The organism is Nonomuraea composti (genome assembly GCF_012034275.1).
GTDB lineage: Bacteria > Actinomycetota > Actinomycetes > Streptosporangiales > Streptosporangiaceae > Nonomuraea > Nonomuraea composti.
The window spans coordinates 21,418-41,059 of sequence record NZ_JAATEP010000022.1 but is presented as its reverse complement, the minus strand read 5'-3'; the positions used below and the strand labels follow the sequence as shown (position 1 = coordinate 41,059).

Genomic DNA, 19,642 nt, shown 5'->3' with positions numbered 1-19,642 from the left:
TCGCGGGATGCCGGACTGCACCGTCGTCGTCATCACCTACAACGACGCCGAGCGCCTGCCCAGAGCGGTGCGCTCCGTCCTGCGGCAGTCGCTGCGCGACCTGGAGGTGATCATCTCCGACGACGCCAGCACCGACGGCACGCCGGAGGTGGCGCGGCGGCTCGCCGAGACCGATCCGCGCGTGCGTTACCTGCGCAGGCCGCACAACAGCGGTGGTTGCGGGGCGCCGCGCAACGACGGGATCGACGCGGCCGCCGCGCCGTACGTGATGTTCCTCGACAGCGACGACGAGCTGCCCCGGCACGCCTGCAAGAGCCTGCTCACCGAGATCGAGCGGACGGGGGCCGACTTCGTGTCGGGGCAGATATCCCGGCTGTTCGAGCCGAGCGGGCGGCTGCGGCCGTACTACCCGTCGCTGTTCGCGCGGCGGCGCGTGGTCGAGGGCATCAGGCAGGAGCCCGAGCTGTTCCTCGACTCCTTCAGCACCAACAAGCTCTACGACGTGGAGTTCCTGCGCGAGCACGTGCTGCGCTTCCCCGAGGACATCCACTACGAGGACCACGTCTTCGCCGCCGAGCTGTACGCGCTGGCCCGCCGGTTCGCGGTCGTGCCGTGGACGGTCTACCACTGGCACCGGGCCCCCACCAACGACTCGATCTCGCTGAGCATCGACGACCTCGCGAACGTGCGCCAGCGGGTGATCGCCGCCCGCCTCAGCGACGACCTGCTGCGCGAGCACGGGGCCGCGGACCTGGTGCCGCACCGGCAGTACCGGTTCCTGCGCCAGGACCTGCGGGTCTACCTCAACCCGCTGCCGCTGCGGGATGCGGTATGGGTCAAGGAGTTCGCCGCGATCGTCCGGCCGTACCTGGAGGAGCTGCCCGCCGAGGTGTTCGAGCGGGTCGGCCCGCTGGACCGGGTCTGCTGTCAGCTCATCCTGGACGACCGCGTCGAGGACCTGCGGATCGCGGCGGGCTCGCTGACCGGGCCGCACGCCGCGCCCCGGGCGGCGGTGCAGCTCGGCGGGCGCACCTACTGGGGCACCACGGTCGCGCCCGGCCTGGACATCACCGCGCTGCGGCTGGCCGAGCTGCCCTTCAGCGCCTCCAGGCTGCGCCACGAGGTCGCGGCCCTGGTCTCGGACGGCGAGCGGGTGCGGATGACCGTGCGCACGTACGACCCGTTCGGCGCGCTGCCTTCGGAGTGGTCGGCGTTCCTGCAGCTCGGCAAGGTACGTATTCCGATCTCGCCCGAGCCTTCCGGCGAGGGCGGATATGTCAGCACCGTCACGTTCACCCCCAAGGGCCGGTGCGAGCCGCGCATCGGCTTCACCCGGACCTCCGACGGGCACACCACGACCGACCGGATCATCGCCGACCCGCACACCGAGCCGATCGAGCTGCCCGGCGGCACGGTCACGACCGAGGGGTACGCCGCCTACCTGTGCGTGCGGCCCGCCCCCGCCGCCCGGTCGCTGTGGCGGCGGGTCAGGCGGCGGCTGATCAAGCGGGTCAGCACGCCGGCGAACAAGCTCCGGGCGTACAAGGTGCTGATCAGGGTGCTGCCGCGGCGGCGGAACCTGGCGTTGTTCGAGTCGGACGTCGGCAAGGGCTACAACGGCAGCCCGCGCGCCATCTACGAGGAGATCAGGCGGCGCGGCCTGCCCATCGAGGCCGTCTGGTCGGTGGCGAAGGGGCGCGCGAGCTTCCCCTCCGACGCGCGGCTCGTGCGGCGCGGGAGCTGGCGTTACGTCTACACGCTGGCCAGGGCCGGGATCTGGGTCGACAGCCACGGCTTCCCGCTCGACTACCCCAAGCCGAAGGGCACCCGTTACCTGCAGACCTGGCACGGGCAGGGGATCAAGTCGATCGGGTTCGACGCGCCGGACCTGCGCGGCGACTTCGACGGGCCGCGCGCGCAGTGGCGGGCCGCGGTGGCGCGGTGGGACGCGCTGGTGTCGCCGAGCGCGGAGTTCTCCCGGGTGTTCCTGCCGTCGAACGGGTACGCGGGCAAGGTGTACCGGTGCGGGACGCCGCGCTGCGACGCGCTCGTGCGGGCCCGGCGGACGGACGACGTGCGGGAGCGGCTGGAGGTGCCACCCGGGCGACAAATCCTGCTTTATGCGCCTACCTACCGGGATCGAGCGAAGAACAGCGGCAAGTCCATCCGGGTGGATCTGGAGCTGCTGGCCGCGGAGCTGGCCGAGGACTGGGTGGTCGTGCTGCGTACGCACCCGGTCGAGCGCTACAGCCCGCCCGAGCACCTGCGGCACTTCGTCCGCGACGCCTCGTCCTATCCCGAGATCAACGAGCTGATCCTGGCCTCCGACGCGTTGCTGACGGACTACTCCTCCGTCATGTGCGACTACGCCGTGACGGGCAAGCCGATGATCTTCTTCATCGACGACTGGGACGACTACCGGCTCTCCGAGCGCGGCGTCTACCACGACCTGCCGTCCATCGCGCCGGGCCCGTGCCTGACCACGACCGAGGACCTGGTGACGGTGCTGCGCGCGCTGCCCGCCGTGCACGAGACGTACGCCGAGCGCTACGCCGCCTTCCGCGACCTGTGGTGCGCCGACGAGCACGGGGACGCCGCGGCCAGGATCGTGACCGACTTCTTCGGGCAGGCGGCGCGATGACCGTCGTGTTCACCTGCCTCGACGCCGACACCCTCGGCGGCATCCAGCAGGTCACCCACACCCTGGCCCAGGGGCTGGCCGAGCGTGGCCACGAGGTGCACGTCATCGGCCTGCAGCGGGCCGCGACGCCCTTCCGCTACGTGGAGCGGCCGCTCTACCACCACCACGTGATCAGCAACCGGCCGGTGACCGGGGGCCTGGCCCGCCGGCGGGCCGACCGGCGGCTGAAGGCGCTGCTCGGCGAGGTGGGGCCCGATTACGCGGTGCTGACCTCGCCGTCCGTGGTGGCGCGGACCGCGCGGCTGCTGCCCGGCTCGCTGCGGCCGATCGGCCAGTACCACGGCTCCTACGACCACGCCCGCGACTGCTGGCACCTGGCCTCGATCCGGCGCCACTACCCGGAGCTGGACCAGGCGGTCTTCCTGAGCGAGGACGACGCCCGCCTCTTCTCGGAGCACGCGCTGCTGCCCAACGCCTGCGCGCTGCCGAACCCGCTGGCCGCCTGGCCGGGGGCGATGTCCGTGCTGGAGTCGCCCCGGGTGCTGGGGGTGGGGCGGCTGGAGGGCGTCAAGCGCTTCGACCGGCTGATCACCGCGTTCGCCCGGTCGGGCGTGCCCGAGCCGTGGGAGTTGCACCTCGTCGGCTCCGGCGGCGAGCTGTCCCGGCTGCGCGCGCACGCGCGGCGCGAAGGCGTGGACGGGCGGGTGGTGTTCAGGGGCGCGGTGCCCGCCGCCGCGATGTCCGCCGAGTACCTGGCCGCCTCCGTCGTGGGGCTGACCAGCGAGTACGAGGGGTTGCCCGTGGTGCTGCTGGAGGCGGCGGCACACGGCGTGCCGGCCGTGGCCTTCGACGTGTCGGGCGGCGTGCGCTCCACCGGGGCGGTGCTGGTGCCGCCGGGCGACGTGGACGCGTTCGCCGTGGAGCTGGGGCGGCTGGTGGACGACGAGGAGGAGCGGCGGCGGGTCGGCGCCGACGCGCGGGCCCGGGCGGAGTCGTTCGTGCTCGACCACGTGCTGGACAAGTGGGAGGCCCTGTTCGCCCACGTGGAGCGCTGACCCGCGCCGCCGCGCTCCCCGGGGGGAGCACGGCGGCGGGAGCCGGGTCAGACCGGCTCGGTCAGCTCCTTGCGCTGCTGCGGCACCCCCGCCAGCGACCGCTGCCGGGTGGTGAGGAGGGCGGCGACGGGGCTGGGCTCCCTGAGCCGGTTGAAGCGGTCACGCATGCTCTTGCGCATCCGGGACGCCTTGCGCTTCTGCATCGTCTTCTGGCAGGCCACCACGTGTTCCTTGGCCGGCTTCGGCGCCCCGCTCAGCTCGTACCCCATGGACTCCAGCCGGTCCCCCAGCATGTGCTCGCACAGGGCGATCTCCCAGTCGTCGAGCCGGTTCGACCAGCTCCCGACGCGGCTGCGGGTGACCTCGCGATGGGTGTTGCTGTGCCAGACCTTGTGCTGCGGCACCGCGACGCTGGCGGCCTCGCGGGGCGAGATCATCGACGGCGAGAAGTCCTCGTCGAGGAAGTGGCAGAGCTTCTTCAGCTCGGTCATCGGGTCGTCGGTGAGGTCCTCGTAGCGCAGCTCGTAGTAGGTGTCGGAGGCGAGCGTGCGCTTGAGCCGGCCGCCCGCGTCGATGGCCTCGGCCCAGGTGGAGACGGCGTGGAAGGAGTCGAGGGTGTACCAGGGCATCTCCTTCAGGGAGGCGACGCAGTCGCGGCCGTCCCTGATGAGGTGGATGAACTGGGCGTCGGGGAAGAGCCGCAGCAGCAGGTCCACCTGCTTGACGTAGCTGGGCCGCTTGTCGCCCCAGCGGGCCTTGTCGAAGCGGTCGGCGTACATGCGGAAGGCCGTGCCGATCACCGAGCCGAGCGAGCCGGGGCCCTCGACCGCCTGCCGGACGAACTCGTTCTTGTCGATCTTGAGCTCGCGGAACTTGGTGCTGCGGTCGGTCGCGATCCACTCCGCGAGGGCGCGGCGCCGCTGGGCGACCCGCAGGTCGCCCCACGTGCGGCGGCGGTAATAAGCGGGAACGAGGAAGCGCGTCTCCGGTGGCACCGCCATGCGGGGGTGCGAGTGGAGCATGAGCTGGAGCATCGTGGTGCCGGACCGCGGACATCCGATGACGAAGACTGGCCGGTCGGACATGTCGTACTAACCCCCGAAAAACTAGACGAGAACGTGCTCTCGGCTCTCCTGAGGCGAGCCCGCGCCGTGCCTGCGCGCGAAGAGCCACATCCGGTAGACAAGGAAGACCTCGTTGGCGAGCAGCAGGAGCCCCGACAGCGCGGCGAGCGGGATCAGCGCCCATGCCCCCGCAAGGGGCGCGATCACGAACACCGCCGCGTGAAACTCGATGCCGCTCACCAGGTGCGATCGGACGCGATGGCGGGCCAGGAACCGGTTGAGCCGCCGGAAGAGCCGCAGGAAGCCGCGCGGCCGGCCCGCCCGCCCCAGCGGCGCGCGCTCGGGCTCCTGCGCGGGCAGCGGGTCCGGATCCGGGTCCGGGTCCGTGAGGGCGTCCGCGTCCGTGAGGGTGTCCGGCTCCGACAGGGGATCGCGTTCCTGGCGCTCCTCCCTGATGGCGTCGCGCACGCGCTTCATCTGCGGCGCGTTGACGTACCGGAACAGGTCCAGGACCGCCACCGCCGCGCCGAGCACCACGTAGCGCACGTCGCCGGTCAGCGCGTACTGCCCGTACGCCAGCCCCCCGGCGCACAGGACCACCCTGATCCGGTCGCCCACGTAGTCCAGCCAGAGGCCGAAGGGCGTCCCCGTGCCCTTGAGGCGGGCGATTTTGCCGTCCACGCAGTCGATCATGAAGCTCAGATAGAAGAAGGCCGCGCCCGCTATGAGCTGGTTCGATGCGAAACAGGCGGCCGACACCATGCCGAGGACCAGCGAGAGCACCGTGAGTCCGTTGGGTGTCATCCGGGTGCGATTGGCGACGGGCAGTGCGACCCGGCAGGCGACCGGGTCCACGAAATACACGGTCCACCAAGAGTCTCTCCGCTTGCGTGTCTCGTAGACGTCATCCAGCGAATAGGTCCTCATGCCTCCCAGCATGACCACGCGGCGCGCCGGGACGATTACTGTCTGGAACTACTGGGGGATGTCCATGCCGCTTCTTGACCAACCCGGCACGGACAACCGCCACACGCCGCCGCTCGCGTCGTCCCGGCACCAGCCCTTGAGCACCAGGCCGCGCATCTCGGCCCGCACCTGGAGCCGCCACGGGCCGCCGCCTTCGAGCCGGTCCGGGTCCACGGCGGCCACCACGCCGTACCGGCCGCGCCGCCGGACCTCCAGCGGGATGCGGCGCTGGCCGTCGCTGAGCCACAGGGCGACCTTGGGCACCTTGCGCTCGACGCGGTGGATCCCCACGTACGCGCGCAGCCGGTAGCCGGCTCCGGTCCACTCGCACGACTCGAGCCTGGCGACCAGCTTGAGCTCCTCGCGGGCGTCGAACACCTCGTCCGGGATGCGCAGGCGGCGGTCGCGGAAGAAGGGGTAGTCGCCGTACCAGTTGGTGGTGCGCAGCCCGCGCGGGCGCACGCGGGTGACGTCCTCGCGCCCGCGCCGGAACTCGCGCACCGTACGCAGCTCCGCGACCAGCCCGCGCCGCAGCAGGTGCAGCTCCAGGCGGCGCAGCGACGGCGCGCTGTCGAGCACGTGCGGGCCCAGCGCGGCCAGCCAGGCGTGCCCAAGCTCCAGCAGCGGCCCCGGATCCCCCTCGCAGTGCTCCAGCGCCTGGAACAGGAACACCGTGTCCTTCTCCAGCACGAGCGCGTCGAAGCCGTCCAGCAGCTCCGGCGCCCGCTCGTCGAGGAAGGCGCGCACCGAGCGGATCGCGGCCAACCGCTCGCTCAGGTTCGGCAGCTCGGAGCGGCGCTGCGTGATCGAGGTCTCCCCCTCCTCGTCACGCTTGCGCCAGTGGTAGACGACGTCGCCCACCATGTCCACGCTGGTCGCCAGCACGTGCGCCTGCATGGCGACCGGCACGTCCTCGTAGATGCCCGACGGGAACGCCAACCCCGCCCGCTCCCAGAACTCCCGCCGGTAGACCTTGTTCCACACCGTGCGGTCCCTGACCAGCACCTGCTTGTCGGTGATGTGCGTGCACAGCTGCGGGCGCCTGAACACCTTCTCGTGCAGGACGGACTCCTCCAGCCCGCCGTCCACGAGCCGCCGCACCGCGCCGCACGCCAGGTCCGAGCCGGTCTCCGAGAGGCTGCCCACCAGCACCTCGTACGCCTCGGGCGGCACCACGTCGTCCCCGTCCGCGAAGGCCAGGTACGTGCCCCGCGCCCGCCGCAGCCCCTGGTTACGAGCCGGCCCCGGCCCCAGGTTGCGCTGGCCGACCAGCACGAAGCGGTCGTCCGCCGCCGCGAAGTCCTCGGCGACCCGCCGGCTGCCGTCCACGGAGCCGTCGTCCACGAGGATCACCTCGATGTCCTCCAGGGTCTGCGCGGCCAGGGATTTGAGGCACTCGGCCAGGTACGGCTCCACGTTGTAGATCGGGACGATGACGCTGAGCAGGGGGATCATGCCGGAATCGCTCCTTGGTTCGGTACCGGGTCGAGGGCAGCATGCCGTGAGCGCCGATCGGATTCCCGCTCCGATGGCCGTCCCTGATGAGCTCTTTACCGGACGCGTAATCCGCTACCTTGTGCAAGAGATCGAGCACGAAGAGTCAGGGGGACGCGGTGCTCAGAGACGTCCGGGGCGATGATCTGGCCGCCATGCGCCGCTGGCGCAACCACCCGCGCGTGCGCGCCGCCAGCTTCACCACCCACGAGATCACCGAGGACGAGCACCTGCGCTGGTGGGCGACCGTCCGCACCGACCCGAGCAGGCGCGTGCTGATCTACGACCACCACGGCGTCGCGACGGGGGTGGTGACCTACTCCGACCTGACACCGGAGAGCGCCACCTGGGGCTACTACCTCGACCTCGACACGCTGGAGCGGCAGGGGGCCCTGCTGCCGGCCTGGATCGGGCTGGAGCGGGCGGCCGTCGGGCACGCCTTCGGCCCGCTCGGGCTGAGCAGGCTGCGCGGCGAGGTGCTCGACGGCAACGAGCCGGTGATGCGGCTGCACAGGCGCTTCGGGTTCGCCGAGGTGGGCAGGCGCCGGCAGGTCGTCGACGGCGTGCCGCGCGAGGCCGTGACCTTCGAGATCAGGAAGGAAGGCCGATGATCTCCATCGGAGCACGGGCGATCGGGCCGGGGCAGCCGCCGTACGTCGTGGCCGAGCTGTCCGGCAACCACAACGGCAGCCTGCGGCGGGCGCTCGACATCGTCGACGCGGTGGCCGTCGCCGGGGCGCACGCGCTGAAGCTGCAGACGTACACGCCCGACACGCTGACCATCGACTGCGACGCGCCGCCGTTCCGGGTGGGCGACGGGCACGAGCTGTGGGGCGGGGAGAGCCTTTACCGGCTGTTCGAGCGGGCCCACACGCCGTGGGAGTGGCACGAGCCGATCTTCGAGCGGGCGCGGGAGCTGGGGCTGGCGGCGTTCTCGGCGCCGTTCGACCCCACGGCGGTCGAGCTGCTGGAGAAGCTGGGCGCGCCGGCGTACAAGATCGCCTCTTCGGAGATCGTGGACCTGCCGCTGATCCGGCTGGCCGCCGGCACGGGCAAGCCGCTGATCATCTCCACCGGCATGGCCACCATCGCCGAGATCGAGGCCGCGGTGTCGGCGGCCCGCGAGGCCGGGTGCACGCAGCTCGCCGTGCTGTCGTGCACGGCGTCCTATCCCGCCGCGCCCTCCGAGAGCAACCTGCGCGCGCTGCCGCTGCTGGCCGCCGTCACGGGCGAGGTGGTGGGGCTGTCCGACCACACGCCGGGGATCGGCGCCGCGCTGGCGGCGGTCGCGCTGGGCGCCTGCCTGATCGAGAAGCACGTCACGCTGTCGCGCGACGACGGCGGCGTGGACGCGGCCTTCTCGCTGGAGCCGGCCGAGCTGGCGGCGCTGGTGGTGGAGAGCGAGCGGGCCTGGGAGTCGCTGGGCGACGTGGCGATCGGGCCGCGCCCCTCCGAGCGGGAGGGGCTGCGGTTCCGCCGGTCCCTGTACGTGGTGCGCGACGTCAGGGCGGGCGAGCCCGTCACCCCCGAGAACGTGCGCTCGATCCGGCCCGCAGGCGGCCTGCCGCCCGACGCGGCCGGGCAGGTGATGGGCCGCCGCTTCACCCGGGACGTGCCCTTCGGCACCCCACTGAGCTGGGACCTGATCTGATCTAACAGAGTGCGAGGAGGGCGTCGGCGACGCGCTCGCGGCCCCGGCCGTCCACCAGGCCGCTCCCCCGCCGCCCCAGCTCCTCGCGGGCGGCGGGGTCGGCGAGCAGGCGGGCCAGCGTGCCGGTCGCCGCCGGCTCCGACGGCGCCCGCCCGAGCCCGGCCGCCGCGCCCCGTCCCACCAGCTCGTCGTAGCCGATGCGCTGGTTGTCGGCCACCCACGTCAGCGCCGTGGGCACGCCGAGGTGCAGCAGCTCCCAGATGGCCGACCCGGCCGCCGTCACCACCAGGTCGGCCGCCGCCATCAGCTCGGGCAGCCGGTCCGTCGGCGGGATCACCGTGATCGGCCCGCCCGCCTCGAACGGCGACGGGCTGACGACCGTGCCGCGGAAGGGCCGCCCGGTCGCGTTGAGCGCCCGCACCCACGCCGGGGCGACGCCGCCGCTGTCCGTGCCGCCGAAGAAGCACAGCACCTTCGGGGGCGCCCCGTTTCCGGGTGCCGCCCGGGTGCGGCCGCGCACGCTGTCGCGCAGCAACGCGTACCGGGCCCCGGCCAGCCGGCGGGCGGGCAGCGGGAAGGGCCGCCGCTCGGCGCCGAGGTTCTGGTCGAGGTAGAGGTCGGCCTCCTGGCCCAGCGGGTCACCGTCCATGAGGGCCAGCACGGCGAAGCGGGCGTCCCGCAGCACCGCGCCGGTCTCGGCGGGCAGGTCGTAGGAGTCGAGCACCACGGCGTCGAGGCGCAGCTCGCAGGCCAGCGCGGCCAGCCGGGCGGGCTCGCGCGGCGCGGGCACCAGCGGCAGCCCCCGCTCGGTGAGCTGGGCCCGCGCCCAGGCGGACCCGCAGACCTCGCCGAGGAAGACCACCCCGACGCCCCGCGCGCACAGCTCCTCGGCCAGCGCCACGCAGCGCACGAGATGGCCGACCCCGCTCTTCACCCCGGCGTCGCAGCGGAAGCCCACCCGCGCGGGGTGCGCCGGGCCGCTCACGCGTCCTGCAGGGCCTTCTGCCGTACGTGGGCGTTGAGCCCGCGTACCTCGGGCCGCTCGCGCAGCCAGCTCACCAGCTTCCTGACCGGCACGCACCGGTCGCCCAGCTCGGCCACCACGGCGGTGAGCAGCCGCCAGTCGTCCTCGGTGTCGAGGGTGACGCGCAGGTCGTCGGCGGCGGGCCGGTAGGCGAGGCCGAGCAGCCGGGCGTCGCCGGGATGCTCGTAGAGGTAGGAGGTGACGTGCGTGCGGTGGAAGCCGGTGGCCTCGGCGTCGGCGCGGGCGAACGCGGCCCGGCTCGCGAGCTCCACGTCCACCCCGCGCGGCAGCGTGCGCGCCAGGCTGGTGCTCAGGTAGTCGAGCCCCGGCACGGCGCGGAAGACCAGCGCCGCCTCCCTGATGACCTCCGGGTCGAGCAGCGGGCAGTCGGCGGTGAACCTCATCATGGCGTCCCACCGCCGCCCCTCCAGCACCTGCGCGAACCGGGTGAGCACGTCGTCGACGGGCCCCCGGTGGCAGGCCACGCCCAGCCGGTGGCACTCGGCGACGACGGCGTCGTCGGCCGGCTCGGTCGTGGTGGCGACGACGAGGTCGTCGAGGGCGCCGGCTTCGCGCGCGGCGCGGACCACCCAGCCGAGCACGGAACGGCCGCCCAGCTCTCTCAGCACCTTTCCGGGTAGGCGTGTTGATCCCATACGGGCCTGAACAATTCCGACAATACGCACCGAAGCCCCATTCCCCCGTGTGACAGCGCGTGATTGGTCGATCGCGCTATGCTACCGCGAGCCACGACGACGACAGCGCGTTAGCGCGATTTCAGGGGGCCACGTGAGCATTCTCAGTGGATCGTCGATTCTGATCACCGGAGGAACGGGGTCCTTCGGCAAGGCGTTCATCCGTCACGCGCTCGACTCGCTCGCGGTCCGGCGCCTGGTGGTCTTCTCCCGCGACGAGCTCAAGCAGTACGAGACCAGGCAGCTCTTCGGCGACGACGAGCGGCTGCGCTGGTTCATCGGCGACATCCGCGACCGCGACCGGCTCACCCGCGCCATGCACGGCATCGACTACGTCGTCCACGCCGCCGCGCTCAAGCAGGTCGACACCGCCGAGTACAACCCGTTCGAGTACGTCCGCACCAACGTGGCCGGCTCCCAGAACGTCGTGGAGGCCGCCATCGACTGCGGCGTCCGCAAGGTCGTCGCCCTGTCCACCGACAAGGCCTCCAGCCCGATCAACCTCTACGGCGCCACCAAGCTGGTCGCCGACAAGCTCTTCGTCTCGGCCAACCACTACGCCGCCGCCCACGAGACCCGCTTCTCCGTCGTCCGCTACGGCAACGTCGTCGGCAGCAGGGGCTCGGTCATCCCGCTGTTCCAGCGGCTGGCGCAGCAGGGCAGCAGCCTGCCGATCACCGACAAGCGCATGACCAGGTTCTGGATCACGCTGGAGCAGGCGGTCCGGTTCGTGGTCGACTCCTTCGACCTCATGCAGGGCGGCGAGCTGTACGTGCCGCGCATCCCCAGCATGCGCATCACCGACCTGGCCGAGGCGCTGGCCCCCAGCAGCTCGATCTACGAGATCGGCGTGCGGCCCGGCGAGAAGCTGCACGAGGAGATGATCGGCCCCGACGACGGCCGCAGGACCCTCCGCCTCGAAGACCGGTTCGTCGTCCAGCCCACGATCGCCACCTGGGGTTACAAGCCGCCGCAGTCCGGCGAGCTGCTGCCCGAGGGCTTCTCCTACCGCTCCGACACCAACGAGCAGTGGCTGTCGGTCGACGACCTGCGCGACATGGTGGCCGGCTGATGCTGCCTTACGGCCGCCAGTCGATCACCGAGTCCGACATCGAGGCGGTCGCCGAGGTGCTGCGCGGCGACTGGCTGACCACGGGGCCCGCGGTCGGCGCCTTCGAGGCGGAGCTGGCCCGCTGGACGGGCGGCGTGCCGTGCGTGGCGGTCACGTCGGGCACCGCCGCGCTGCACGTCGCCTACGTGGCCGCCGGGGTCGGGGCGGGCGACGAGGTGGTCACCTCGCCGCTGACGTTCGTGGCCACGGCCGCCACGGCCGCGCTCCTGGGCGCCCGCGTGCGCTTCGCCGACGTGCAGCCCGACACCGGCAACCTCGACCCCGAGGCCGCCGCCGCGCTGGTCACCCCCAGCACGAAGGCGATCACGGCGGTCGACTACGCCGGCCACCCCGCCGACTACGACGAGCTGCGGCAGGTCGCCGACGAGGCCGGGGCGGTGCTCGTGGCCGACGCCGCGCACTCCATCGGGTCGGCGTACAAGGACCGGCCGGTGGGCGCGCTGGCAGACCTGACCACGTTCTCCTTCTTCCCCACCAAGACCGTGACGACGGCCGAGGGCGGCGCGGTGGCCGCGGCCGACCCCGCGCTGCTGCGGCGGGCCGCCCTGTTCAGGAACCACGGCCTGGTCAGAGAGCCGGCCGAGCAGCGCGACCCCGGCGAGGGCGGCTGGCACCAGGAGGTGCACGCGTTCGGCCTCAACTACCGGCTGCCCGACGTGCTGTGCGCGCTCGGCGTCAGCCAGCTGCGCCGGCTGGCGCGCTTCCGCGCGCGCCGGGCCGAGCTGGTCGCCCGCTACCACCGCCTGCTGGGCGACGTGCCCGGGCTGACGCTGCCGGCCCAGCGCGCGTACGTGCGGCCGAGCTGGCACCTCTACCCGGTCCGGGTCGGCGACGGGCGGCGGCGCGAGGTGTACGAGCGCATGCGGGCCGCCGGGATCGGCGTGCAGGTCAACTACGTGCCCGCGTACTGGCACCCCGCCTTCACCGACCTCGGCTACCGGCGCGGCCTGTGCCCGCGCGCGGAGGCGTACTACGCCGAGGAGCTGTCGCTGCCGCTGTTCCCCGGCCTGACCGACGACCAGCAGGACCAGGTCGTGGAGACGCTCGCCAAGATCCTCGGATAGCCCGCCGGTTCAGCGCTCGGCGAGCAGCAGGCAGCCGTCCTCGCCGCGGTCGATGAGGAAGCGCCGCTCGTCCACCGTCGCGACCGCCCGCTGCCGCGTGCGCACCAGCGGACGCAGCGCGGTGCCCTGGTCGATCACCACCTCCCACCACGACTCGTGCCCCACCCGCTCGTCGATGTCGGCCAGCGGCACCCGCGCCTGGAAGTCCTGCCCGGCCAGCGCCACGGGGAAGTACATCTCCTCGCCGTCGCTCCTGCGTTGCAGCCGCACCACCGGCTCGCCGTCGCCGACGTCGGCCATCTCGCCGGAGAAGACCAGGTCGCCGCCGTCCACGCGGTACTCGCCGATGACCGCCTCCGCCGTGCGCAGCCGTACGCCCCAGGCGCCCTTCGCGTTGCGCGCCGGCACCAGCCACACGCCCGACTTCCTGCGCGGCACCGGCATCAGCGGCGGCAACCAGCGCGGCCCGGCCACCCGGCCGTCCAGCCGCAGGCCCTGCCCCTTGAGCTGCACCTTCAGGTCCCAGTGCCCGTGCCGGGCGAGCTGCGCCCGCGTCAGCGTGCCCGGGTCGAAGGCGAACCGGAACGGGAACGCGTGCTCCGGCAGCCGCCCCCCGTCCTCCTGCTCGACGCTCTCCCAGACGGGCACGCTCTCCTCGTCCGACAGCGGCACGACGTCGCCGGTACCCCGCTCCTGCATCCACGTACGCACCCGCATCCGGCGCAGCTCGCCCACGTCGAAGCGGCCCACGGCCACCCGCCCCGAGCCGTGCAGCACGCCGTCGCGCCAGTCGAGGCTGACGAGCCTGGTCAGCAGCGCCAGCTCGCCGGAGACCTCCGACAGGTGGCCCGGCATCGACGGGTGCCGGCCGTACCAGCGCTTGCGCAGCAGCCCGGCCGAGCCGATCCTGGGCCGCAGCCGCCCGTCGCCGGCCTGGGCGAAGACCGCGGCCAGCTCGTCGAGGCGGCGCTCGTGCAGCAGGTGGACCAGCAGCCGCTGCTCGAACGGCAGGCTCTGCCACGCCTCGCGCGACACGCCGTCGAGGTAGCGCACGGCCAGGTCCACGAGCTCCGGGTCGGCGCAGCCGCCCATCGTGGCCAGCGCCTCCACGGCCACGGCCATGTCGATGTCGAGCGTGTCGCGGTCGAAGTCGGGCTTGAGCTTCGGCGCGCCGGCGGCCAGCAGCCCGGCCGTCTGGAGCACGGACAGCAGGCGGTCGCGCAGGTTGCCCGGCTCCAGGCGGCGCTGGGTGATCGAGGCGTCCGGCTCGTCGCGGTGCCGCCAGTGGTAGACGACCCTGGCCAGCACGTCCACGGCGCGGGCGCCGATGTGCGCGGCCATGGCCACGGGCTGGTCCTCGTACATGCGCTCGGGGAAGCTCAGGCCCTGGGCGTCCCAGAAGGAGCGGCGGTAGACCTTGTTCCACAACATGCGGTCGCGGATCAGCAGCGGGTGGCGGGTGATGTGGGTGCGCCGGGCGGGCCTGGCGAACGCCTCGCGGTGCGCCCACGACGGCACGAGCAGGTTGCGGTAGAGGCGCATGACGTTCCCGCAGGCCAGGTCGGAGCCCGTGTCCTCCAGGGAGGACACCAGGCGCTTGAACGCGTCGCGCGGGACGGTGTCGTCACCGTCGACGAAGGCCAGGTACTCGCCGCTCGCGTGCCGCACCCCGACGTTGCGGGCGTGGCCCACCCCATGGTTGTCCTGCCTGATGAGGGTGATCCGCGGGTCGTCGCCCAGCTTCGACTCGACGACGGCCGCGCCCTGGTCGGCGCTGCCGTCGTCCACGCAGATCACCTCCAGCTCCGCCAGCGTCTGCTCGGCGATGGAGTCAAGGCACGGACCGATGTACTTCTCGACGTTGTGGAACGGGACGATCACCGAAAGAACCGGCACAAGCACTCCTCATCGTTTCCTCAGCTCATTTCCTCACCCGGACAGCATGCGGAAGACGCGGCGGGCGACCTTGCGGGGGCGGGCCAGGCGGCGGGAGAGCCGGTAGCCGAGCGTCCGGCGGTAGGCGGTGGCCTTGCGCTGGGTCCTGCGCAGCTTGGCCTTCGCGCGCACCAGCTCGCGCTCGCGGTAGGAGAGCTTGGTCTCCAGACGGGAGATCCTGGCCAGGGCGGCGGTCAGCTGGTCGGCCAGCCGGTCGCGGGCGGCCAGCAGGTCACGGTACGTCGGGGCGTGCTCGGTCAGCTCGGCGGGCTGGCCCAGCTCGGCGTCGAGCTTGCGGGCCCGGTCGAGGTCGCCCGGCTCGCACGGCCGCCCCGCCATGCCGCACAGGGTGAGCGTGAGCTGGTCGGCCTCCAGCGGCCACGGCCACGGGTGGTGGTGCCCCGCCGCCAGCAGCCGCACCGCGAACCGCCACAGGATCCGGCACAGCACCACCTTCGGCCCCGGCAGGACGGCCAGGCCCACCGGCGGGTTGACCGCGGCGAACCGCTCGCCGTCGTAGACCAGGCTGTCGGTCGCCGCCGACACGTCGCCGCCCGCCTCGATCCACTCCGCCAGCTCGGCCAGCAGCTCGCGCACGGTTCTGACGTCCTCGCGGGCGCACGCCTCGACCAGGATCTCCTCGACCACCCGGCCCGCCGGGATCGGGCGCTCCTCGCCGCCGGGCAGGCGCCTCATGCCGCCGGGGGTGAGCTCGTACAGGGCCGGGCCCTCCTCGATGAGCCCCAGCGGCAGCTCCACCGCTCGCGGCCGATCACCAGTCGGTGGTGTTCTCGTGGCCACGGCCAGCCAGAGCGGGGCCAGTTCCTCACCGAGCCGGTGGCGGAACACCAGGCGGGTCAGCCGCAGCGGGTCGGCCACCAGCATCCGGTCGCCGTCCCTGGCGCTCAGCGGGAACGTCAGCGCCTCCGGCAGGTCGAACGCCAGCGCCTCCCTCGACAGCAGCGACCGCGGCGCCCGCCGGTCGGGATAGGCCGCGTAGCAGCGCCGAAGGCTCAGCCCCGCCGACTCCAGCCCCAGGTCCAGGGCCTCGGGGCCGCTGGGGTAGCTCGGGTCGAAGCCGTGCGGCGCCCACTGGTCGTCGGCGCACTCCCGGTCGGCGGGCCTGGCCTCGATGAAGCGGTCCACGCCCAGGTCGTTGCGGACGCCGAGGACCAGCGTGCCGCCGGGCGCGACGAGCGCGGCCAGCGCGCCCAGCGACTCGTTCCACGCCGCGGCCGGCGCCTCGGCCGAGTGGGTGCGCAGCAGGCCGTCCATGGCCAGCACCAGGTCGTACGGCTCGTCGGCGTCCAGCACCTCCAGCCGCCCGCAGAACACCTCCAGCTCCGGATGCCGCGCCCCCAGCGCGCAGGCGTCAGGGTAGGAGCGCAGCAGCACGGCGGCCGAGGGGGCGCGCGCGACCACGTCGTCCACCAGGGCCCGGGGGTGCGGCCCGACCAGGAGCACCCGCCCGCGGCCGGGGATCGTGCGCCTGATCAGCTCCAGCGCGGCGCCGCGCCACTCGGTGACGCCGCCGATGGTGCTCAGGTCCGACCACAGCAGCATCTCCCCGCCGATCAGCCGGACGTTGCCGGGTGCCTCGTCGCTCGTGGGGCCCTTCATGCGGTGCGCACCCGCTTCCATCCGAACATTCGCCGTAGCTCCTCCGGTGTCGCCTGATACTCGAACCCCAGCTCGCGCCGCGCCACCTCGGCCGCCAGCTCGCGATCGACGTGCGTGCCGTGCAGCTCGGGCCAGAGCCGCATGCGGCGGGCGGTGCCGCCGTACTCGGGGCGTTCGTCCTCGAACTGCATCGGGTCGCCGTAGACGGCCACCTCGCAGCCGACGGAGGCGCCGTAGAACAGCGCGCTGCCGAGCCGGTTGGAGGCCACCCTGCGGTGGCGCCGCAGCTCGATGAGCTGCTTGCGCAGGAAGTCGCGGCCCTTTCCCTCCCAGCGGGATCCGCGCTCGCCATGGCAAATAACCCGGAAACCCCGTGATTCGTACGAACGCCGAATGTCCGGATTTGCATATTCAAGCCAATAAAGGCAGATCGTAACCGGACCAATCTCGACATCACGGATCTCGTCGGCAAGCCGGGCATGGTCCCCGCTGACGGAATGCTTTTCCCAGCCGTGGAAGGGATACCAGATCGTACCCTCGCGATCGGGCTGCACGCCCAACTCCGGCTCCAGGTAAAGGAGGTAGATCCAGGGGGCGCCGATCAGGTAGTGGCCCCTGCGCCCCATCGACCAGCCCCTGCGCCGCAGCACGTCCGACCAGACGAAACGGGGGTATCCGGGGCTGCACCAGTGGTCGTTGGGGGGGAATCCGTGGAGATAGTTCCATCCGTGCTGGAGGAAACCTTGGATTCGTTTTGGCGCCTCGTCCGACAGGCCACAGTACGTGCCGAGTATGCGGGAGTGCCCGTACCAGTGATTGGATTCGTCCATCATTCCCCCCGTACGGTTGCCGTGGTCCCATGCGACATTCCCAGCCCTCCTCGGGGGTCACGCCTCGTTATACGGTTCCATTACTCAGGCCGGGGGCTTGGTTTTTCCTGGCGGGCGATTGCCGCTACACTTCGTCATGGCTTGAGGACAGAGAGTGAGTGGTCATGAGTCATCTCGATCGCCTGCGGGCCGTCTTCCGCATGGCGCTCAACCTTCCGCCCGACACCGACGTCGACGGCCTCGAATACCGCGCCATCCCGCAGTGGGACTCCCTTGCGCACATGGCGCTGATCGCGGCGATGGAGGACGAGTTCTCCGTCATGATCGACACCGACGAGATGATCGACATGAGCTCGTTCGCCAAGGCGGCCGGGCTGCTGGAGAAGCATGGCATCGGCGCGGCCGCCCTCTGACCCGCCGACGGCCCGCGTGGCGCTGGTCACCGGCTCGACCAGGGGCATCGGCCGGGCCGTCGCGGCCACGCTGGCGAGCCGCGGCCACATGGTCATGGTGCACGGGCGCGACGACGAGCGGGCCTCGAAGGTGGCCGCCGAGCTCGCCGCCGAGACCGGCGGCACGGTCGACCCGGTCGCCGGCGACGTGGGCGACCCGGCGCAGGTGAGCGCCGTGATGCGGCGCGTCCACCAGCGGCACGGGCGGCTCGACGCGCTGGTCGTCAACGCGGGGGTGCACGAGGCCGCCCTGCTCGGCATGACGGGCTCGGCCACCATCGACCGCCTCTTCCAGGTCAACGCCGTCGGCGCCGCCCACACGCTGCAGGCCGCGCTCGGGCTGCTGCGCCGGGGCCGGTCCCCGGCCGTGGTGCTGACGGCCTCCGTCATGGGCCGCTCCGGCGGGCCCGGGCAGGCGGTCTACTCCGCGACCAAGGCCGCAGTCATCGGGCTCACCCTGGCCGCGGCCAAGGAGCTCGGGCCGGCCGGGGTCAGGGTCAATGCCGTGGCGCCCGGCTACATCCGTACCGACCTGCTCGGCACCCTCGACGACGACGCCCGCGCGGCCGTCGTCGCCGCGACCCCGCTCGGCCGGCTCGGCGAGCCCGCCGACGTCGCCGAGGCCGTGGCGTTCCTGCTGTCGCCGCAGGCCCGGTTCGTGACCGGGCAGGTGCTCGGCGTGGACGGCGGGCTGGTGTGGTGATGTTCCCCCACCCGCGGGCCCGGCTCATCCCCTCCGGCGCGGAGGAGGGCATCGGCGGCGACCAGCTCGCCCACTACATCAAGCGCGCCGCGGAAAACCTCGACGGGCTGCGGCCCGGGCCGCTGTTCTGCGCCATGCGCAACACCCTGGCCTCCGTGTTCTGCTACCTCGGCGCCTGGCACGCCGGGCGGCCGATCGCGCTGCTCGACCCCGACCTGCCGGCCGCCACGCTGGCCGAGCTGTCCGAGCGGTTCAGGCCGGCCGCGCTGCTCGGGTTCACCAACCCGCTCGACGACCCGCCGCCGTCGCGTGCCGACGTGCCCGACCCGCACCCCGACCTCGGGCTGCTGCTGGCCACCTCGGGCTCGACCGGCGACCCCAAGCTCGTCCGCCTGTCGCGCCAGGCCGTGCTGTCCAACGCCCAGGCCATCGCCACCGCCCTGTCGATCGGGCCCGGCGAGATCGCGCCCACCAGCCTGCCGCTGCACTACAGCTACGGCCTGTCGGTGCTCAACAGCCACCTCATCTCCGGCGGCACCGTGGTGCTCACCGAGGCCGGGCTGCTGGAGCGATCCTTCTGGGCCGACCTGCACACCTACGACTGCACGTCGCTGGCCGCCGTCCCCTACCAGTACTCGATGATGCGCCGCATCCGCTTCGACCGCTCGAAGTACCCCAGGCTGACCACGCTCACCCAGGCGGGCGGGCGGCTCGCGCCCGAGCTCGTCCAGGAGTTCGCCGGCCAGGTGGAGCGGTTCTACGTGATGTACGGGCAGACCGAGGCCACGGCCCGCATGGCCGTGCTGCCGCCCGACCGGCTGGCCGACAAGCTCGGCACGGTCGGGGTGGCCGTGCCCGGAGGGTCGTTCGAGATCGACGACGGCGAGGTGGTCTACCGCGGGCCCAACGTCATGATGGGCTACGCGGAGAGCGCCGAAGACCTCGCCAGGGGCGACGACCTCGGCGGCGTGCTGCGCACCGGCGACCTCGGCACACTCGACCCCGACGGGTTCCTGCAGATCACCGGGCGGCTCAAGCGCATCGCGAAGGTCTTCGGCACCCGGGTCAACCTCGACGACGTCGAACGCATGCTGCGCGGCCTCGGCCCCGTGGCCGTCACCAGCGGCGACGACCGCGTGACCGTCTGGACAGAAGCGCTCGACCCCGCCGCCCAGGTGCGCATGGCCCGGCGGCTGGGGGCCGAGCTGCGGCTGCACTGGAGCGGGTTCGACGTCCGGCACATCGACCACCTGCCGCTGCTGGCCACGGGCAAGATCGACTACCGCACGCTGGAGTCCCTGACATGACCGACCGGC

Annotated in this window: 17 protein-coding genes; 9 read left to right on the top strand and 8 right to left on the bottom strand. The window is 72.6% G+C overall.

The window, feature by feature from the left end:
- Positions 1-7: 7 nt before the first annotated feature.
- Together HCN51_RS28585 and HCN51_RS28580 are read left to right on the top strand one after the other, a co-directional pair.
- Entirely contained in the window at positions 8-2,641 is a 2,634-nt protein-coding gene (locus HCN51_RS28585; protein ID WP_168013373.1) for a bifunctional glycosyltransferase/CDP-glycerol:glycerophosphate glycerophosphotransferase, read from the top strand.
- Entirely contained in the window at positions 2,638-3,696 is a 1,059-nt protein-coding gene (locus HCN51_RS28580; RefSeq protein ID WP_168013371.1) for a glycosyltransferase, read from the top strand. Before HCN51_RS28585 ends, HCN51_RS28580 begins: the two co-directional genes overlap by 4 nt.
- A gap of 47 nt (positions 3,697-3,743) precedes the next feature.
- Here the strand turns inward: HCN51_RS28580 and HCN51_RS28575 are convergent, their stop codons facing one another.
- From HCN51_RS28575 to HCN51_RS28565, 3 genes are read right to left on the bottom strand one after another with little or no spacing between them, the layout of a single operon-like run.
- Complete coding sequence (locus HCN51_RS28575; RefSeq protein ID WP_080043112.1) at positions 3,744-4,781, bottom strand: sulfotransferase family protein; 1,038 nt, start codon at positions 4,779-4,781, stop codon at positions 3,744-3,746.
- Positions 4,782-4,802: 21 nt separating this feature from the next.
- Positions 4,803-5,687 (bottom strand): CDP-alcohol phosphatidyltransferase family protein, encoded by an 885-nt coding sequence (locus HCN51_RS28570; protein WP_240973342.1) that lies wholly within the window; start codon positions 5,685-5,687, stop codon positions 4,803-4,805.
- A 48-nt stretch (positions 5,688-5,735) separates the two neighbouring features.
- Positions 5,736-7,181 carry a glycosyltransferase family 2 protein gene (locus HCN51_RS28565; protein WP_168013369.1) on the bottom strand — a complete coding sequence of 482 codons (1,446 nt, stop codon included), beginning with the start codon at positions 7,179-7,181 and terminating at the stop codon, positions 5,736-5,738.
- Between the two features lie 158 nt (positions 7,182-7,339).
- Here HCN51_RS28565 and HCN51_RS28560 point away from each other — a divergent pair, with 158 nt between their 5' ends.
- Positions 7,340-7,831 (top strand): GNAT family N-acetyltransferase, encoded by a 492-nt coding sequence (locus tag HCN51_RS28560; RefSeq protein ID WP_168013367.1) that lies wholly within the window; start codon positions 7,340-7,342, stop codon positions 7,829-7,831.
- Positions 7,828-8,871 (top strand): pseudaminic acid synthase, encoded by a 1,044-nt coding sequence (gene pseI, locus HCN51_RS28555; protein WP_168013365.1) that lies wholly within the window; start codon positions 7,828-7,830, stop codon positions 8,869-8,871. Before HCN51_RS28560 ends, pseI begins: the two co-directional genes overlap by 4 nt.
- Position 8,872: 1 nt before the next feature.
- On the opposite strand, the gene HCN51_RS28550 is transcribed toward pseI, so the two are convergent.
- Both HCN51_RS28550 and HCN51_RS28545 read right to left on the bottom strand, forming a co-directional pair.
- Positions 8,873-9,856 carry a PseG/SpsG family protein gene (locus HCN51_RS28550; RefSeq protein ID WP_168013363.1) on the bottom strand — a complete coding sequence of 328 codons (984 nt, stop codon included), beginning with the start codon at positions 9,854-9,856 and terminating at the stop codon, positions 8,873-8,875.
- A complete protein-coding gene (locus tag HCN51_RS28545; protein ID WP_168013361.1) occupies positions 9,853-10,581 on the bottom strand; it encodes a cytidylyltransferase domain-containing protein in 729 nt (242 codons plus the stop codon). Before HCN51_RS28545 ends, HCN51_RS28550 begins: the two co-directional genes overlap by 4 nt.
- Positions 10,582-10,684: 103 nt before the next feature.
- On the opposite strand from HCN51_RS28545, the gene pseB reads away from it, so the two are divergent.
- Both pseB and HCN51_RS28535 read left to right on the top strand, forming a co-directional pair.
- Positions 10,685-11,662 (top strand): UDP-N-acetylglucosamine 4,6-dehydratase (inverting), encoded by a 978-nt coding sequence (gene pseB, locus HCN51_RS28540; RefSeq protein ID WP_080043122.1) that lies wholly within the window; start codon positions 10,685-10,687, stop codon positions 11,660-11,662.
- Entirely contained in the window at positions 11,662-12,786 is a 1,125-nt protein-coding gene (locus tag HCN51_RS28535; protein ID WP_168013359.1) for a DegT/DnrJ/EryC1/StrS family aminotransferase, read from the top strand. The genes pseB and HCN51_RS28535 overlap by 1 nt, the downstream gene beginning before the upstream one ends.
- A gap of 9 nt (positions 12,787-12,795) precedes the next feature.
- On the opposite strand, the gene HCN51_RS28530 is transcribed toward HCN51_RS28535, so the two are convergent.
- Genes HCN51_RS28530 through HCN51_RS28520 form a run of 3 tightly spaced genes read right to left on the bottom strand, consistent with a single transcriptional unit; the run spans position 12,796 to position 17,174 of the window.
- Positions 12,796-14,682 (bottom strand): glycosyltransferase, encoded by a 1,887-nt coding sequence (locus tag HCN51_RS28530; RefSeq protein WP_168013357.1) that lies wholly within the window; start codon positions 14,680-14,682, stop codon positions 12,796-12,798.
- 33 nt (positions 14,683-14,715) lie between these two features.
- Positions 14,716-16,341: a class I SAM-dependent methyltransferase gene (locus HCN51_RS28525; protein ID WP_168013355.1), complete on the bottom strand. Its 1,626-nt coding sequence runs from the start codon at positions 16,339-16,341 to the stop codon at positions 14,716-14,718.
- Positions 16,338-17,174, bottom strand: a complete 837-nt coding sequence (locus tag HCN51_RS28520; protein ID WP_240973341.1) for a hypothetical protein — start codon at positions 17,172-17,174, stop codon at positions 16,338-16,340. Before HCN51_RS28520 ends, HCN51_RS28525 begins: the two co-directional genes overlap by 4 nt.
- A 161-nt stretch (positions 17,175-17,335) precedes the next feature.
- Here HCN51_RS28520 and HCN51_RS28515 point away from each other — a divergent pair, with 161 nt between their 5' ends.
- From HCN51_RS28515 to HCN51_RS28505, 3 genes are read left to right on the top strand one after another with little or no spacing between them, the layout of a single operon-like run.
- On the top strand, positions 17,336-17,584 hold the full coding sequence (locus HCN51_RS28515; RefSeq protein WP_168013353.1) for an acyl carrier protein: 249 nt from the start codon (positions 17,336-17,338) through the stop codon (positions 17,582-17,584).
- Positions 17,559-18,326 carry an SDR family NAD(P)-dependent oxidoreductase gene (locus HCN51_RS28510; protein ID WP_168013351.1) on the top strand — a complete coding sequence of 256 codons (768 nt, stop codon included), beginning with the start codon at positions 17,559-17,561 and terminating at the stop codon, positions 18,324-18,326. Before HCN51_RS28515 ends, HCN51_RS28510 begins: the two co-directional genes overlap by 26 nt.
- Positions 18,326-19,633, top strand: a complete 1,308-nt coding sequence (locus tag HCN51_RS28505) for an AMP-binding protein (RefSeq protein WP_080047272.1) — start codon at positions 18,326-18,328, stop codon at positions 19,631-19,633. Before HCN51_RS28510 ends, HCN51_RS28505 begins: the two co-directional genes overlap by 1 nt.
- Positions 19,634-19,642 lie beyond the last annotated feature (9 nt).